The 16282-nt window shown below is 44.7% G+C and carries 17 protein-coding genes; 3 read left to right on the top strand and 14 right to left on the bottom strand.

Going from position 1 to position 16282, the window contains the following annotated elements:
• Positions 1–22 precede the first annotated feature (22 nt).
• The 6 genes from A3Q3_RS0102080 to A3Q3_RS0102050 all read right to left on the bottom strand — a co-directional run bounded on the left by A3Q3_RS0102080 (position 23) and on the right by A3Q3_RS0102050 (position 6415).
• Positions 23–847, bottom strand: coding sequence for a PEP-CTERM sorting domain-containing protein (locus A3Q3_RS0102080; RefSeq protein ID WP_020181911.1), 825 nt, complete (start codon positions 845–847; stop codon positions 23–25).
• A 300-nt stretch (positions 848–1147) separates the two neighbouring features.
• Positions 1148–1927 (bottom strand): XrtB/PEP-CTERM-associated transcriptional regulator EpsA, encoded by a 780-nt coding sequence (epsA, locus tag A3Q3_RS0102075; RefSeq protein ID WP_052185068.1) that lies wholly within the window; start codon positions 1925–1927, stop codon positions 1148–1150.
• A gap of 324 nt (positions 1928–2251) precedes the next feature.
• A complete protein-coding gene (locus A3Q3_RS0102070; protein WP_020181909.1) occupies positions 2252–3391 on the bottom strand; it encodes a sugar phosphate nucleotidyltransferase in 1140 nt (379 codons plus the stop codon).
• Positions 3392–3546: 155 nt separating this feature from the next.
• Entirely contained in the window at positions 3547–4104 is a 558-nt protein-coding gene (locus tag A3Q3_RS0102060) for an FxDxF family PEP-CTERM protein (RefSeq protein ID WP_051086408.1), read from the bottom strand.
• A gap of 519 nt (positions 4105–4623) precedes the next feature.
• Positions 4624–5943 (bottom strand): glycosyltransferase family 4 protein, encoded by a 1320-nt coding sequence (locus tag A3Q3_RS13505; RefSeq protein WP_232418330.1) that lies wholly within the window; start codon positions 5941–5943, stop codon positions 4624–4626.
• A 280-nt stretch (positions 5944–6223) separates the two neighbouring features.
• Positions 6224–6415 (bottom strand): CsbD family protein, encoded by a 192-nt coding sequence (locus A3Q3_RS0102050; RefSeq protein ID WP_232418328.1) that lies wholly within the window; start codon positions 6413–6415, stop codon positions 6224–6226.
• 150 nt (positions 6416–6565) lie between these two features.
• Between A3Q3_RS0102050 and A3Q3_RS0102045 the strand changes: the two genes are divergently transcribed.
• Positions 6566–7267 carry an OmpW family protein gene (locus tag A3Q3_RS0102045; protein ID WP_020181904.1) on the top strand — a complete coding sequence of 234 codons (702 nt, stop codon included), beginning with the start codon at positions 6566–6568 and terminating at the stop codon, positions 7265–7267.
• A 108-nt stretch (positions 7268–7375) separates the two neighbouring features.
• Here A3Q3_RS0102045 and A3Q3_RS0102040 read toward each other — a convergent pair whose 3' ends face one another.
• Both A3Q3_RS0102040 and hemN read right to left on the bottom strand, forming a co-directional pair.
• A complete protein-coding gene (locus A3Q3_RS0102040; protein ID WP_020181903.1) occupies positions 7376–8053 on the bottom strand; it encodes a sulfite exporter TauE/SafE family protein in 678 nt (225 codons plus the stop codon).
• A 13-nt stretch (positions 8054–8066) separates the two neighbouring features.
• Positions 8067–9437 carry an oxygen-independent coproporphyrinogen III oxidase gene (gene hemN, locus A3Q3_RS0102035; RefSeq protein ID WP_033424997.1) on the bottom strand — a complete coding sequence of 457 codons (1371 nt, stop codon included), beginning with the start codon at positions 9435–9437 and terminating at the stop codon, positions 8067–8069.
• A 283-nt stretch (positions 9438–9720) separates the two neighbouring features.
• On the opposite strand from hemN, the gene fnr reads away from it, so the two are divergent.
• Positions 9721–10440 carry a fumarate/nitrate reduction transcriptional regulator Fnr gene (fnr, locus tag A3Q3_RS0102030; protein WP_026361688.1) on the top strand — a complete coding sequence of 240 codons (720 nt, stop codon included), beginning with the start codon at positions 9721–9723 and terminating at the stop codon, positions 10438–10440.
• A gap of 57 nt (positions 10441–10497) precedes the next feature.
• Positions 10498–11346: a radical SAM protein gene (locus A3Q3_RS0102025; RefSeq protein ID WP_020181900.1), complete on the top strand. Its 849-nt coding sequence runs from the start codon at positions 10498–10500 to the stop codon at positions 11344–11346.
• A 10-nt stretch (positions 11347–11356) separates the two neighbouring features.
• On the opposite strand, the gene A3Q3_RS0102020 is transcribed toward A3Q3_RS0102025, so the two are convergent.
• The 6 genes from A3Q3_RS0102020 to ccoN are packed head-to-tail and all read right to left on the bottom strand — an operon-like array spanning position 11357 to position 16235.
• Positions 11357–11617, bottom strand: coding sequence for a FixH family protein (locus tag A3Q3_RS0102020; RefSeq protein ID WP_020181899.1), 261 nt, complete (start codon positions 11615–11617; stop codon positions 11357–11359).
• 22 nt (positions 11618–11639) lie between these two features.
• Positions 11640–13100, bottom strand: coding sequence for a cytochrome c oxidase accessory protein CcoG (ccoG, locus tag A3Q3_RS0102015; RefSeq protein ID WP_020181898.1), 1461 nt, complete (start codon positions 13098–13100; stop codon positions 11640–11642).
• Positions 13097–13996: a cytochrome-c oxidase, cbb3-type subunit III gene (ccoP, locus tag A3Q3_RS0102010; RefSeq protein WP_020181897.1), complete on the bottom strand. Its 900-nt coding sequence runs from the start codon at positions 13994–13996 to the stop codon at positions 13097–13099. The genes ccoG and ccoP overlap by 4 nt, the downstream gene beginning before the upstream one ends.
• Positions 13997–14007: 11 nt before the next feature.
• Positions 14008–14145 (bottom strand): CcoQ/FixQ family Cbb3-type cytochrome c oxidase assembly chaperone, encoded by a 138-nt coding sequence (locus A3Q3_RS0102005; RefSeq protein ID WP_020181896.1) that lies wholly within the window; start codon positions 14143–14145, stop codon positions 14008–14010.
• A gap of 16 nt (positions 14146–14161) precedes the next feature.
• Entirely contained in the window at positions 14162–14788 is a 627-nt protein-coding gene (ccoO, locus tag A3Q3_RS0102000) for a cytochrome-c oxidase, cbb3-type subunit II (protein ID WP_020181895.1), read from the bottom strand.
• 10 nt (positions 14789–14798) lie between these two features.
• Positions 14799–16235 carry a cytochrome-c oxidase, cbb3-type subunit I gene (gene ccoN / locus A3Q3_RS0101995; RefSeq protein WP_020181894.1) on the bottom strand — a complete coding sequence of 479 codons (1437 nt, stop codon included), beginning with the start codon at positions 16233–16235 and terminating at the stop codon, positions 14799–14801.
• Positions 16236–16282 lie beyond the last annotated feature (47 nt).

Below are 16282 nucleotides of genomic sequence, written 5' to 3'. Positions count from 1 at the left end.
CCGTGGCAGAGTTTGAATCGAATTACGCTTGTTTACGACGTGCTACAAAGCCCATAAAGCCTAAGCCCAACATCATCATGGCCCATGTATCAGCTTCTGGCACTTCAACAACCGGGGCAGTTGCGTAAGTCAATACGCCATTAGTACCTAATGTGAAAGTTGCGTTGTTACCAAAAAGTGTGAATGCGCCTGTTGACGTTGTAGAAGGGCCAGACACCTGCTGATATACCGCTAAAGATTGGCCAATATTGCCCACTGAAACGCCACCTGCGGCATTGTTTTTATTTTGGCCAAAATAGACCAATGTATTTGCTTTACCAGAGTTACCAACACTAGCACCGTTATCCACCAGTAAATGATTTTGGTAAATTGTGCCATTATCAGTTTGCCCAGCAGCCAAGTAGGAATCCCAAGCAGCAAGTTGCGCTAGCAATACAAGATTGTTTACGCTAGTAACTGTTTCAGCATTTAATGTACTAATAATGCCTTTGTTACCAGCTGCTGTACCTGCATTATTGTCTGCAGCGATTACTGCAAACTGCAAGTTTGCAATATTTGCTGAAGATAGGAATGTATTCCAAGCAGTAGAATAATCACCACCGGTCAAATTCCATGATAGATTTGTACCCAAAGCGTCTATGTTGCTGTCTGCAAATGAACTACCGATAACACTAAAATCACTGTAGCTTTTACCTAAGTCAAACAATGCAGATACGTTATTTACTGAATCGAACACTGCTAATGACAAACTGCTGTTACCTGTACTAGCAAAGTCGATAGCCGCTTGTGCTGGCACAGCTGCTGCCAATACCATTGCTGCTGCCAATGCTTTCAATTGAAATTTCATACTTTTCTCCCAAAAAATTAAAAAAAACACTTAACACTACTGTTTGCCAATATGTGCTGCTATTTGGCAACCTATCTCGCTTATGCCATCTAATTAAGCGACTTCGCCACTTTAATCACCGCGTATGACATCCCTAACTTTTCATCTAGTCTGTCTGGACTACTGGTAATGGCGCTTAATCAAACCTATTACTCACTTAAAAGTATAAAAAGACGGTGTGATATTTATTGGAGATAAACTAGTCCGAAAGAACTAGGAATGATGCAGATTTTGTGACGATTAAATTCACAGCTAGAAAAGCTAATTGGAGATGGTGACTAAGCCCAACTTGGCAGCCTTGACAGCCGCTTGACCGCGATTCTCTACATCTAATTTGCGCAGAATATTTTGGACATGATTCTTGACGGTCAACGGGCTAATTTCCAAAATAGAAGAAATCTCCCAATTGGTTTTGCCCATATGTAACCACTGCAAAATCTCAAACTCACGTTTCGTGATTTTTTTAGTGGTGTGCGGCGTATTTAATATCATTGAGACGCCGCTACGATTCGCAGTCACTTTAATCAATGCGCAATGCAAATGCGGCATGATCAGTTCCAGCAAATAGGCGGTATGCGCAGAAATAGGAGAAGACAGGCGGCCAAATGCAACTACCGTAGAAATGCGTGTACGGTTGTCACCAAACCCATGCACTACAAAGTTTTTAAGCTCAGCAGCCAATAGCTCATCGTCTTCGGCGCTCATCACGCCATAATGATTAAAATCGACCGGCATGATTTGGTTGGTCACAAAGACTGGCGTGCCGGTTTTGTTCCATGTAGCCAATGCTTTTCTGACGATACCTTCGTCTTTTTTAATCACCTGATTAAACTGCAACTCACCAAAATAGCGCGATGAGGTGAAGTACTCATAATCATATAAATCACTATCCGAGGAACGCACGCCAAACAGCATGACTTCGTGCCCAATTAAATATTGCACGCCCCGTTGCAGCCAATTAAATAGGTGTGTGCGTTGCGTTAAACGTAACGATTCCTCAATCACCTCCATAAACACTAAGCGCTGCTCGGCACTTAGCATGGCTTCCGCTTCTGGGTGGCTCGTCTGGTGGCTGGGCTGAGTAATGATGATAGTGCTCTTTGATTTAATTATAATTAGTGCACTATTCTTGACCATGTGAATGACACTAGCATGAATACTAAGTGTCAGTTTTTTTACAGTTTTGTAACAACTCACAGGCCTGATAAGAAAAAAGGCGTGATGCAAAATCATTCATCACAAACACGCCAACGGGGAGTTTAAAATATGAGTTATGCTATTTAAGGCAGATGACATGCCGATGTACGCACGTAGTCTATTTGCACTAGTGCCCCACTATCACATTAACTTAATGTCCACATTACCTTATAGCCTTGCATGTGCGTAATTCATTGGATAGATCACTTTTTCACGGGCATCCGACCAAATCAGATCACAAGCATCATCATCCACATGCATCATGCGCCCGCTTTTATCTACACAATACTCACCGCATACGATCATGTCTTCAAACGTATAGTCTTGCCCAACACGGGTGTATTCAAACAACACGCTACGCACTACACGCCCACCGCGTTGAATATGACAGCCATTACTGATCCAGCTTGGGCCAATAATCTGTGTGCCTTTATCCACTCTAACGCCAGAGCCTAAATACACGGGGCCTTCAATGCTGGTGTGCTCCCAATCAATATGTACATTTAACCCCACCCACACACCAGGCTTAATTTGGGTGCCAGGCATCGGCATGCTAGGTACTTCACCACGCATGACTTGCTGCATGACTAACCAGTAATCGGAGACTAAGCCAATATCGATCCAGTTAAAAGGATGGTTGATAGCATAAAACGGCAAATTTCTTTCGACCAGCAGCGGGAACAAATCCGACCCGATATCAAACGTACTCCCGGATGGAATCAGGTTGAGCGCCTCTGGCTCAAAGATATAAATGCCAGTACTCGCCAAATTGGAACGGGCTTCTTGCTGTGTTGGCTTTTCCTGAAAAGAGATAATCTTTCCGGCGTCATCGGTGACGACAATGCCATAGCCGGACACTTTATCTGTAGGTACCTCTTTGGCCACCAAACTGACTAAAGCGCCCTTCTGCTTATGCTCAGCGACCGCTTTGGTAATATCCAAATCAATGATGGCGTCCCCACAAATGACAATCGTGGTTTCATCAAAAAACCCACCAAAATCCTGAATCTTGCGCATGCCACCTGCTGACCCTACGGGGCTGGGTACAATTTTCCCATTGTCTATATCGCCTTCAAACGAATAGCCAATATTGACGCCAAAGCGATGTCCATCGCCAAAATACTGTTGAATTTTTTCATGTAAATAGCTGACATTTACCATCACGTCTTTAATTTGATGCTGTGCCAAATGCTCAATCAAATATGCCATGACTGGCTTGCCTAATATGGGAATCATAGGCTTAGGTAACTCATAAGTAAGCGGACGGACGCGTGTGCCCTTGCCTGCCGCTAAAATCATTGCTTTCATTGCATGCTCTCTTTGCTGTGACGATTACTACCTTCGTCAGCATGTTAGCGATGATTCATGACCTTACTATGACGGCCATTGCAATTTGGCAAACAGCGCCCATAAAAAAAGCGATTGAAACAATCGCTTTTTTTAATTTGAGATGACTATTGTGATTATTTTGACTGGCGGCGTCTGCTTGCCCAACCAATTAAACCAAGTCCCAAGGTCAACATGGCATAAGTTTCTGGCTCTGGTACGGCAGACACAGACACATTATTCAATGAAAACACTAAGTCGTTATAGTCTGTATCACCACCTGCAAACAAGTCTTCAAAACCAATGGTCACATTGTTACCAACCACGTCGCTATAAGCAGCATGAATTAAACCATCTGGGTTAAGAGATGCAGCCCCGTTGTAAAACGTATTGCTTGTGTTGTAAACAAACATACCAAATGTAAGTTGTGTACCAGCTTCAAAACTACCTAAATTGAACTGGGCACCAGAAACAGCAGATTGATTATTTAGAATTGGTGTAGCGATACCAGCCAAGAACAAATCATTGAAGTAATCAGCATCCTTGGATAAAAAAGTAAGTACCACATCACCAGTGCTGGCCACATATAGGTTATTGCCATTAGGTGATAGGTTAAAAGGCACGGATTCTGTTGCGGAAACTAGCATTGGTGCACTCAGAGATAAAGCGAATGCTAAGGCTTTCATTAAACTCATTTTAAAACTCCTCATATTAAAAATATTTTCCCTCAACAGAGGATGTGCTATCCACATGACACTGTAATTAAAGTTTTATGAAAGTGATAGTCATTTAGTATCAGATTAGCCTGAAAGGGCTAATGGGTCAATACGTTAAAGCATCTTTAATGGTGCTTTAAGCATCCGACAGAATGAACTGCGTCCAGTTCAATTTTGTTTGTTTTTTCTTGCATATAAGGCAAGCTACACGCAATGGCTTGGTTATTTTTGGGATCAATATTCGCGTAATCTACTTAGCACACGGGCATGTTGTGACTGAGATGATGTAGTGAGGTGGTTGTCTACTAATGCAGCGGTCTTATAATGTTGCGCACTTAATAATGTAGCGCAATTAGCAAACCGAGTGAAATGACTATGCTAAACGATTAGCAATGTTTAGCTGCTTACTTAAAACCTTATCTAACTTAAAACCTTATCTAAAACTTAGATGCATGAATAGATTGGTGTAACTATGCCGCGCCAATAGTGGGTGTTATCTTAATCAGTAGCAGCCCTACGATATTCGCTATAGGTTTTTTCAGCCACTTTCCGCCAATTATATTGGCTATCTATCCATGCACGCTTGTCCATTTTGGCTTCTTCGGATTGCGGATGATGTAATTTTGAGTGCATTTTCTCGGTCAACATTTCAATATTGCCCAATTCAAAATAAGCCATTGGGTTCAACTCCAATTCTTTATTAGCAGGTATATCACTCGCTAACACGGGCAAGCCGTAACTCAATGCCTCTAACAATGAAATAGACAGCCCTTCATGCGAGGATGGCAATATAAACAAAGCGGCATGCGTGTACAGACTCTTCAACACATCTCCTGTTTGAAATCCTGTGAGTACAACATTGCTATTCGCGCGGGCAGCTTGTTCAATTTGTGCAACATACGCATCCGGATGGTCGGATGTGCCCACTAATACCAGTTTGTAGCCGTTAAAACGTGCTTGTGTAAATGCATGGATCAAGTCTAAATGACGCTTTTCAGGCACCAACCGACTTACTTGCAAGATATAGCGCTGCTTTTCCAAGCCAAACTGCGCCAAATGTGAATCGCATGTATCTAAGCTAGGCATGACCACGCCGTTACGAATGATTTCCGAATGCACGCCATGCTTGTGCGCAACAAGTTCGCGAATGACATTTGAGATAACAATTCTGCCATTGGCAAAGCGCATACCTGCCCACTCCCCCGCTTTGAGTACCCACTTGGCAAACTTACCCCATTTTTGTCTATCGTAATCTGGCCCATGATGCGTGATCACCACTTTTAGGCCGAGTAATCTTGCTAACGGCGTCATCAGTGCCGGGCCAATGGCATGGATATGCAAAATATCAGGGCGCTTGATGGCGGCATATATCACACCCAAAAAGGTATGTACGATGGCTTCTAAACCTTTTGATTTAGGCGCCCACAAACGTGTGAACTTAACGCCCTGCCATACATTGCCCACTGCCTGCGGTTGGTACGCGGCACGAACAATCACTTCCAACTGACACCCTTGCTGAACTAACAATGGCGCTAAATGCTCTGCATGTGTTTCTATGCCACCCTGCACCTGCGGAAAGCCACGTAACCCCAGCATCATGACGCGTAAGGGCTTGGCTGTTTGTGAGTAGTCGTGATACCAAGTACCAACATAGCCAGACTCAGAAACGCTGGCATCTAAAATAAAAGCTTGTGGTGATAAGTTGAATGCTGAATGCTGCGCGGTAGTTGAACAACTAGAATCAGAAGCCAATTTATTGAATATACGGATACGTAGCAGTGAGCTCACGTTATCCAGCAAAAATCGTGAGGCAGACAAAAGCGCTGTGTATGTTTTGACAAGCTGATGACTTGTTGATTTTATTCGCTTTTTAACCATAAACCCTCTTCGTTACAAACATCAAACAAACGTTTGTGAATAGGGTGTAAGGATGTCTTAGCCAGATTTCATCAAGATGACTAAATACGCGGTTTATCTAGTCCGTTCGGACTATAAAATGGTTTCGTTTGGTTTGGTTTGGTTTGCAATACCACAGGCACATAAAAATTCTGTGCGTACTTAGTCGCAATCAAACTCTCACACTAAATACATGAGTTAATTAGAGAAAACTTCTGTTCTTTATTTCCCAATCTTTCAAGGCATTTTCAGCCTGTTCTTTTTTATAGCCATACTTCTCTTGTAACTTCAACACAATTTGCTGCCGCCTTAATCCATTTGTATCAAAATCATCATCCGTTAACTTAGTCCAAGAGGCTTGAATTTTGCCTTTTAGTTGATTCAAATTTGTCATGCCATAGCTCCCAATCATTACGCTCTCCTCATGCTTGTATTTTATGGAATTTAAGTGCATTCCATTTGACCCATATCAAATCTACTTAAGAAATACACACGTAAGATGCAAATCATCAGATTCTTAATTTACATACGGAGTTCAAAAAAAATGAAAAAAACAATCATTAGCCTTTTAATTGCCACATCTTTTACACCTTTTTTTGCTTACGCCGAGGAAGGCGATTGGGTAGTTCGCTTGCGTGCAGTGAATGTCAGCCCAAATGAAGACAGCAAATTAGGTCGCACTGTGAATAACGTTGTGGGTGCATCTGTCATGACACCCAGCGCAGAATTGGCTGTGAGCGATAAAGTGATTCCTGAGTTGGATATTTCTTACTACATTACTAAAAACATTGCTGCTGAGTTGATTTTGGCAGTGGGTACTCGCCACAATGTCAGCATTCAAGGTGATCGTGCTGGGGTTGTAGGCAACCAGGCATTGGGTAGCGTCAACTTGCTGCCCCCTACGTTAACTGTACAGTGGCACTTTAATCCTGACCAAACATTTGACCCTTACGTGGGTGCAGGCATCAACTACACCATCATGCTAGACCGTAATTTAAAAGGCAGCGCTGGCGCCATCAACGGCAATAAAATTAAGATTGATAGCGATAGCTGGGGCCCTGCACTGCAAGCAGGCTTTGACATTAATTTAAAAGATGGCTGGCTTATTAATGCGGATGTTAAATATGTATGGCTGGATACTGACGTGAAGTTAAAAGGCGCGGTTACTGGCAATGCATGGAGAAAAATTGACTCGCTTGATATTAATCCATGGGTGGTTGGTATCGGCATCGGTAAAAAGTTTTAACGGTAAAAGTTTAACCTATTGCTCCACTAGACCTGCTCCACTTACCTCTAACCTAGTCTCCACTAGGTTAGAGGTTTTTTTGGCCATCAACCACAACAAACTTAGGACTCAATTACACCAAATTTTTACTTGATGTGTTAAGTCCATCCAAATCGCAGTGGCACTGACCAAGGTCAGCAATAAGCCTGCCAAACGCATACTGGTTGCATCTGTTAACCAGGAAATACCCGATTTAAGTTTTAACCAAAGTTGCGGCGCTAAAATAAGTGAAATACTGCTGCCCGCTGCAAAGGTAGCCATACTGATAGCACCATTGAGTGGATTGGCTTGCAGGGAAGCGACTAGTAAGGCCGAATACAACAACCCGCAGGGCATTAGCACCCATAGCATGCCTGTGAAAAACACACCTTTAGAGGGACCTGCAACTTGGCGTAAGCGTGCCCATATACCCTTACCTACTTGGTCAGCCCAAATAGGTTGACGTGCTAGCAATAACAACATTAGCCCCCAAGCAAGCACAAGCACATGAAAAAATGTCCATAAAGGATGCAAGGTGGCGGTTTGTTCTGACACCCAAGCCATACTTTTGACTGAAGAAGCCGCTACTGCGCCTAAGCTGGCATAGCCGACTAATCTGCCCGCTTGAAATATGAGGTAATCGTAAGGTTGCGATTGGTTTTGTCGAATATAAGCACAGGCGCCGCCACACATAGCCACACAGTGCGGGCCGCCTGCAACACCCATCAAGAAAGTGGCAACTGCAAATGAAAATGGAATGTCAGGCAACGATAGGTGTTCACTAAATAATTTTAGAAAAACGCGCTCGGTTAGTATCGATTTGGAGGTAACGATCGAATACCATGGCGATTGCACGCACAAAAAACCATCCCATCTCAGTCACTTTAAAACCATCCTGCTCCATGGTGAGCATTCCCGCCTGTTCTTTTTCTTTCAGCGCAGTAAGCTCTTGTGAGAAGTATTCGTTAAAGCGAATCATATAAGATAATTCAATAGACTCGTATTGTAATTCACCATGACACATAATAGCCATAATCACAGCACGCCTGATCAAATCATCGCGAGATAACGCCAACCCACGTGCAACTGGCAAATGCCCTTGATCAATATGATCGTAGTACTCTGCCAGGCCTTTCGCATTTTGGCTGTAAGTGGCGCCAATGCGGCCAATCGATGAGACGCCCAAACCAATTAAATCACTATCGGCTTGTGTACTATAGCCTTGAAAATTGCGGTGCAAACGCCCCTGCTTTTTCGCTATCGCCAACGCATCTGTAGGCAATGCAAAGTGATCCATACCAATATAGATGTAGCCAGCTTGCATCAAGGTACTAATCGCATCCGATAACATACTGATTTTAGTAGCAGCCGAGGGTAATTCGTATTGGCTGATGCGGCGTTGTGGTTTGAAGCGCTCTGGCAGATGCGCGTAGGCATATAAAGCCACACGATCAGGCTTAAGTTCGACAACCTGATCCAAGGTACGTTTAAATGACTCGGTTGATTGCTTAGGTAAGCCATAAATCAAGTCTACATTAATTGAATTAAAGCCTAGTTGACGCGCCGCTTTCGTTAAGTCAAACACTTGCTCAGCAGGCTGAATACGGTGTACGGCTTTTTGCACTTCTTCGTCAAAATCCTGCACACCAAAGCTCAAGCGATTGAATCCCAATGCGGCTAAATGGGCTAGCCGTTGCGCATCCACTGTTCTTGGGTCTATCTCAATCGAGTACTCACCGGTAATTGGCAACTCAAAATGATGCCGTATCATGGTCATCAACTCAGTTAACTCTTCATCGGAGAAAAATGTAGGCGAACCACCCCCTAAATGCAATTGGGTCACAGTTTGACCACGACCCAAATGGGCAATATTTAAATCAATTTCGCGACTTAAATAACGCAAGTACTCCGTACTTTTTTTGTGTTGCTTGGTGATGATTTTATTGCAGGCACAATAAAAACAAAGCGATTCGCAAAATGGAATATGTACATAAATAGATAAGGGCTGTGTCCAACGACTCACTCTGCGTTGCGCCAAAGCTTGTATATAGGCGTCTTCAGTAAACGCTTCTACAAAGCGATCCGCCGTAGGGTAAGACGTATAACGTGGCCCCGCTACATCGTATTGCTTAATGTGCGATGGCGAAATCATTGGCAAAGTCGATGATTTGTTTTCTGGTAAATGCGCAACTATTACATCCTCTAAAACCGCATATATAGAATTGGCTGTCGTCATGATGGTGCTCCTTAAGATAAGCGCTACTTTGCCAGCATTAATCGGCAAGCTCTTTGATGTACATCAAACAATGAAAAATACAATCCAGCATAATCCGTTATCACCTCTACATCAGGATCACACCATGCTAGATGCAATCACGTTGACGGAAGCATATAATGTAAGCTCTTTGTCAGACCAAGCTTGGATATCGCCACCAATGAATCCTGAATCATTTAAAGTTGCCTGTTCCAACTGTAATTTGCGTGAGTTGTGTATGCCAGTCGGCCTGCAGCAAGCAGAAATGGTGAAGTTAGACAGCGTGGTCTCTACCAGAAAACGCATTAAAGAAGGCAGTCATTTATTTAGCCATGGCGACCCGTTCACTACTTTATACGCGATTCGTACCGGCTACTTTAAAACCTCTGTGCTGTCAGAAGATGGCCGCGAACAAGTGACAGGCTTTCAAATGGCGGGTGAAATCATTGGCATGGATGGCATTGTCAGTGATCAACATCACTGCAACGCAATTGCGCTGGAAGACGCCGAAGTCTGTGTCATGCCGTTTGAGAACGTAGAAGAACTTTCACGCGAATTTCCAGTGTTGCAACGTCATGTACATAAAATCATGAGCCGGGAAATCGTGCGTGAAAATGGTGTCATGATGCTATTGGGCAACATGCGTGCAGAAGAGCGCCTTGCAGCTTTTTTACTCAATCTCGTGCAACGGCTACATGCACGTGGATTTTCCCAAACTGAGTTTGTATTACGCATGACACGTGAGGAAATCGGCAGCTATTTAGGCATGAAGTTAGAGACAGTCAGCCGCACATTTTCAAAATTTAGCGAAGAAGGCATTATTGAAGTCAAGCAACGCAATGTCAAAATTCTCAATCCGGATGCACTGAAGAATATTTTTACACCGCAGTCGTGTGGCTAAGTCAGTTGGTCATTTGAACCAACAACTAACAGCACATATGTACCTTTAGTGACTACCATGCCTGAATCAGAGCTACTATCGGTACATGATCACTACCGTCATTTTGAAAATTACACCTATGTTTACCCAGTAGTCTCCAGACGCGCTGGCGGCGTATCGCTCGGCATTAACCTCAACCCTAACCATGCTTGTAACTGGCAATGCGTGTATTGCCAAGTGCCTAACCTCACTCGCGGCATGGCACCAGTGCTCAATGTTCGGCAGTTAGAGAGTGAGTTAAATCTAGCGCTGACCATGCTGATACATACTGACTTTATGCAACAGCATGTTGGTCCTGAAATGCGCGTATTGAGCGATATTGCGTTTTCTGGTGATGGCGAACCTACCAGTTGTATTGCGCTACACCAAGCGTTAGAAGTTGTTGAGGCACTACGTCACCAATATCAGTTGCCACCTGCAGTAAAAACACGGCTTATCACCAATGGTAGCCTCATGCATCGCAAACAGGTATTAGACAATATCGCGTATTTACAAGGTATGTACGGTGAGGTCTGGTTTAAGTTAGATGCAGGCACACGCAACGATATTCAACGCATCAACCATGTGCATGTGAATCCGCAACAACAGTTGTCACGTCTCCGCGCGTGCGCTGCACTCTGCCCTACTTGGGTACAGACTTGTGTGTTTGCTTGGCATGGTTTGCCCCCCGATGTGCAGTTTGTTGAGGCTTACTTAAATTGCTTGGCACAAGTCCGTAGTGAGATTGAAGGTGTCTATGTGTACGGTGTTGCTAGGCCATCACATCAGCCGGAAGCACCATGGATTTCGGCTGTGCCCAAGGCTTGGTTGGCTGATTTTGCACATCAAATTCGCCAGTTAGGCATTACCGTGCATGTGAGCGAATAAGTGTCTTGCCCTAGTTTGCAGGCTGCGTAGGTTTTACGCCGGTTGCCGCATGGTTTCTACCTTGCACTGCAGGGACCAAGCCATCACGTTCGGCATCCAGCGTTTTATTGATTTCGATACCTTTGCGATAGTAATCTTCAATGGGAGGATCCGGGTGCGTAATGGCCAAATAAGCAGTAATAAAAGATGCAATCACCACCAGTGTAGGCCCGGCAATCAGTAACCATACATACCCATATTGCCACCAACGTTTAGATTGCATTTGATTCATTCGCTACACCTTTAATTTGAGTTTACTGCGTGATAATAAATACAGATTTTTCTACCGTGGTTTCTTGCGTACCCAGTGATTTAACTTGGAAAGCAATCGGATGCGAACCACGATTCAACACACCGTCCGCTACTTTGAGCTCCATCACCAAGGAACGTTCCTGTCCTGGCTTGATATCCATCACGTAGCGTGCACGGTCAATCGGCAGCGATTTCATCTCACTAAACTCCGCTTCAAACGCAGCATCTGCAAGCACATGCACCTCGTACTGCTGTGTCACTTCTGCATTATTCATGATTTTTATGCGGTATACATTCTCAAGCTTATTGTCTTGAGAAATGCGTGATATCACCGTGCGGTCTCTTAATACATCCACACGGAATGACGGTTTCACATATAAGCTAATGGCTAAGCCTAATGTCAACAACCCCAAAATGGCAGAATAAATCAGCACTCTAGGCCTGAGTACACGCTGCAAAATCTGATGACGAGACCAGTGTTGCTGCATGGCATTTTGTGTGGAGTATTTAATCAAGCCACGGGCAAAGCCCATTTTATCCATGACCGTATCGCACACGTCTGCACAAGCACCACAACCAATACATTCGTATTGCAAACCTTCGCGAATATCTATCCCGGTTGGGCACACTTGCACGCACAAGCTACAATCAATGCAAGAACCCAGTTTGGCATTGGCCTCAACAGATTTCTTATTACGGCCACCGCGTGGCTCGCCTCTTGCCTCGTCATACGTCACAATCAACGTGTCATCATCAAACATTGCGCTTTGAAAGCGTGCATAAGGACACATGTATTTACAGACTTGCTCGCGCATGAATCCTGCGTTGCCATAAGTGGCAAAACCGTAGAAACCTACCCAGAACATTTCCCACGGGCCCATGGACCATTGCATTAAATGCGCGGACAACTCACGGATGGGTGTGAAATAACCGACGAAGGTAAAGCCTGTCCATAAGGAGAAAACAATCCAAACAACGTGTTTGAAGAATTTTCTGCTGACTTTTTTAACATTGGCACCGGACTGATCTAGCCGCATTCTGGCGGCTCTATCCCCTTCTATCTTTGCTTCAATCCACAAAAATATTTCGGTATACACGGTCTGCGGGCATGTGTACCCACACCACAGCCTACCAGCCACGGCGGTAAACAGAAACAGCGCAAGCGCAGAAAGAATGAGTAAAAAAGTAAGGTAGATGAGATCTTGCGGATTAAATACCAAGCCAAAAATATAAAAGCGCTTGGCCTCTATATCAAACAGCATGGCCTGACGTTGCCCCCACTCCAACCAAGGCACGCCATAAAAAAACAATTGGGTGAGCCAGACCATGGCCCAGCGCCAATTGTTAAATATGCCACTGACACTGCGGGGGTAAATCTTGTCTTGAGATTGATACAGCGAATACACCACCTGTTCCAGTGGAATCGCTGTCTCTTTCACGCCCCGCGGTTTAGCATCGATCATTTATTGGACAAACCCCACACATAGGCGGTCAACACATGAATTTGCTCAGGTGTGAACTTGGTTTGCCATGCTGGCATTTGGTTTACTTTACCTTCGTGGATACGTTTAATAATGGCCGCCTCGCCAGCGCCATGTAACCAAATATTATCTGTTAGGTTGGGTGCGCCAATCATCGGGTTGCCTTTACCATCCGCGCCATGACATGCTGCACATACACCAAATTTGGCTTTACCAGCACCGGCACGTCCAGAATCATACATACTGCCAGAGAGGCTTAACACATAGTTAGCTACATTCTTGACATCATCTTCTGTGCCCAGTGCGCCAGCCATTGGAGGCATCATACCGATACGGCCATTGATAATCGTCTCTTTGATTTTTTCAGGGCTACCACCATGTAACCAATCGTGATCGGTTAAATTTGGAAAGCCACGACTACCACGTGCATCTGAGCCATGACATTGTGCGCAATTATTCAAAAACAAACGTTGCCCAATCCCTTTCGCTTCTTCATTTTTCGCTAAGTCCTCGACAGAGGTTGCCGCGTATTTAGCATAAATAGGCGCGATGGCTGCGTTAGTTTTAGCCACTTCCGCCTCGTACTCTTTAATCTCCGTCCAGCCCAGCTTGCCCGCATACGTCCCTAAGCCCGGGAACAAGAACAAATAGGACAAGCCAAAAATCACAGTGATGATAAACAAACCCACCCACCACATCGGCATTGGGTTGTTCATTTCACGCAAATCTTCATCCCAAACGTGGCCGTTAGAACCATCATCTGCTACGTTGACTTTCACTTTGCTAGCAAACCAGAGCAATAGTACGCAACCGAAAATACCGCCTAAACTGATGGCCGTAATAAACGCCGGCCAAAACCCATGAACAAAATCACTCATAATAACTTCCCTTAATCTTCTATAAACGGCAGTGATTCTGCCTCTTTAAAGCCTGATGAATCGCGATTGCGCCAAGCCCAAACCGCAATCCCAACAAACACCAAGAAGCTAACCACCGTAGCCAATACACGCAATGTCGTAATTTCCATGTGCTGCTCCTGTTAATTATTTGAGGTGGGTACCCAACACTTGCAGATAAGCAATCACCGCATCCATTTCTGTCTTACCTTTCACTTCATCAGCCGCCGCTGCAATTTGTGCATCGGTATACGGCACACCTACCGTGCGGAGTGCGCGCATTCTAGGCGCCATTTGTGAAGGATCAACTTGCGCGGTTTCTAACCATGGGTAAGCCGGCATAATAGACTCAGGTACTAAATCGCGTGGGTTATTCAAGTGAATACGATGCCAATCATCGCTGTAGCGACCACCAACTCGGTGTAAGTCTGGGCCAGTACGTTTACTACCCCATTGGAATGGATGGTCATACACATACTCACCCGCTACTGAGTAATGCCCATAACGCAACGTTTCCGCATGGAATGGGCGCACCATTTGTGAGTGGCAGTTGTAGCAGCCTTCACGAATGTACACATCGCGCCCGGCTAATTGCACAGCCGTGTAAGGCTCAAGTCCACGAATCGGCTCTGTGGTCGATTTTTGGAAAAACAGCGGCACGATCTCTACCAACCCACCAAATGCAATGGTAATCAGTGTTAACACAATCAACAAAAAGCTGTTGGTTTCTACTTTCTCGTGGCTAAAGCCACCTTTCTTTTGTTCATTCGACATCTTGTCTTCCTTAAGCGTGCGCAGTTACAGGAGGAATATTCACCACCACTGGTTTACCATTGGTGGCCGTTTTATAGGTATTCCAGAGCATCACTAACATGCCGCTGAGATACAAGCTACCCCCTAGTAAACGGGTAAAGTAGTATGGGAACTTAGCTTTTACACTTTCTACAAAGGTGTACGCCAAGGTGCCGTCCGCGTTCATGGCACGCCACATCAAGCCTTCCATCACGCCAGAAATCCATAAAGCAGCGATATACAATACGATGCCGATTGTGGCTAACCAAAAGTGCAACTCAATCGCTTTGACGCTGTACATTTGTTTTTGGCCAAACAAACGTGGAATCATGTAATACAGTGAACCCATGGAAATCAATCCAACCCAACCTAACGCACCAGAATGCACGTGCCCAACAGTCCAATCGGTGTAATGTGATAAAGCATTCACCGTTTTAATCGCCATCATTGGGCCTTCAAATGTACTCATGCCATAGAAAGAAAGCGAAACAATCAAGAAACGTAAGATCGGGTCTGTACGCAATTTATGCCATGCGCCAGATAAGGTCATGATGCCATTGATCATGCCACCCCAGCTTGGTGCCAGTAGAATCAGTGAGAACACCATGCCTAATGATTGTGTCCAGTCTGGTAACGCGGTGTAATGCAAGTGGTGCGGACCCGCCCACATGTAGGTAAATATCAATGCCCAAAAGTGTACGATAGACAAGCTGTATGAATACACTGGACGCTCTGCTTGCTTAGGCACAAAGTAATACATCATGCCCAAAAAGCCAGCCGTTAGGAAGAAGCCCACAGCGTTATGACCATACCACCATTGCACCATGGCATCTTGCACACCCGCATAGGCAGAATAAGACTTCATATAACCTGCTGGAATCGCCGCACTATTGACGATATGCAGCAAAGCAACTGCGATAATAAAAGCGCCGTAGAACCAGTTGGCGACATAGATATGTTTCACCTTACGTTGCGCAATGGTGCCAAAGAAGACAACCGCGTAAGAGATCCACACAATGGCGATAAGGATATCAATCGGCCATTCCAGCTCTGCATATTCTTTACCTTGGGTATAACCTAATGGCAGGGAAATGGCTGCAGCCACAATCACAGCCTGCCAGCCCCAGAACATAAACGAGGCCAGCTTGCCACAGAATAAACGCGTCTGACAGGTGCGTTGCACTACATACAAAGAAGTTGCAAACAACGCACAGCCACCAAATGCAAAAATCACCGCATTGGTGTGTAGTGGTCTTAAGCGACCAAAACTAGTCCATGGTAAACCCAGATTGAGCTCCGGCCATACCAGTTGGGCGGCAATGATAACGCCCATGAGCATCCCAAAGACGCCCCAGACGACAGCCATAATAGAAAATTGCCGCACCACCTTGTCGTTATAGGTGGTTGGTTGCGCATGTTCAAGTTGCATTGACTTCTCCAAAGTTACTTAATGACTACAAATCAGTTTGCCGTAAA

Source organism: Methylotenera sp. 1P/1 (genome assembly GCF_000384355.1).
In the GTDB taxonomy this organism is placed as follows: domain Bacteria; phylum Pseudomonadota; class Gammaproteobacteria; order Burkholderiales; family Methylophilaceae; genus Methylophilus.
This window is presented reverse-complemented; position numbering and strand designations above follow the sequence as displayed.

Coding starts and splice junctions, on each gene's coding strand:
- A3Q3_RS0102060 (WP_051086408.1), bottom strand. CDS start 4,104: ATGAGTTTAATGAAAGCCTTAGCATTCGCTTTATCTCTGAGTGCACCA.
- A3Q3_RS0102045 (WP_020181904.1), top strand. CDS start 6,566: ATGAAAAAAACAATCATTAGCCTTTTAATTGCCACATCTTTTACACCT.
- A3Q3_RS0102025 (WP_020181900.1), top strand. CDS start 10,498: ATGCCTGAATCAGAGCTACTATCGGTACATGATCACTACCGTCATTTT.
- ccoO (WP_020181895.1), bottom strand. CDS start 14,788: ATGTCGAATGAACAAAAGAAAGGTGGCTTTAGCCACGAGAAAGTAGAA.
- A3Q3_RS0102020 (WP_020181899.1), bottom strand. CDS start 11,617: ATGAATCAAATGCAATCTAAACGTTGGTGGCAATATGGGTATGTATGG.
- fnr (WP_026361688.1), top strand. CDS start 9,721: ATGAATCCTGAATCATTTAAAGTTGCCTGTTCCAACTGTAATTTGCGT.
- ccoN (WP_020181894.1), bottom strand. CDS start 16,235: ATGCAACTTGAACATGCGCAACCAACCACCTATAACGACAAGGTGGTG.
- A3Q3_RS0102005 (WP_020181896.1), bottom strand. CDS start 14,145: ATGGAAATTACGACATTGCGTGTATTGGCTACGGTGGTTAGCTTCTTG.
- A3Q3_RS0102070 (WP_020181909.1), bottom strand. CDS start 3,391: ATGAAAGCAATGATTTTAGCGGCAGGCAAGGGCACACGCGTCCGTCCG.
- epsA (WP_052185068.1), bottom strand. CDS start 1,927: ATGCTAAGTGCCGAGCAGCGCTTAGTGTTTATGGAGGTGATTGAGGAA.
- A3Q3_RS0102080 (WP_020181911.1), bottom strand. CDS start 847: ATGAAATTTCAATTGAAAGCATTGGCAGCAGCAATGGTATTGGCAGCA.
- A3Q3_RS0102050 (WP_232418328.1), bottom strand. CDS start 6,415: ATGACAAATTTGAATCAACTAAAAGGCAAAATTCAAGCCTCTTGGACT.
- hemN (WP_033424997.1), bottom strand. CDS start 9,437: ATGATTTCGCCATCGCACATTAAGCAATACGATGTAGCGGGGCCACGT.
- ccoG (WP_020181898.1), bottom strand. CDS start 13,100: ATGATCGATGCTAAACCGCGGGGCGTGAAAGAGACAGCGATTCCACTG.
- ccoP (WP_020181897.1), bottom strand. CDS start 13,996: ATGAGTGATTTTGTTCATGGGTTTTGGCCGGCGTTTATTACGGCCATC.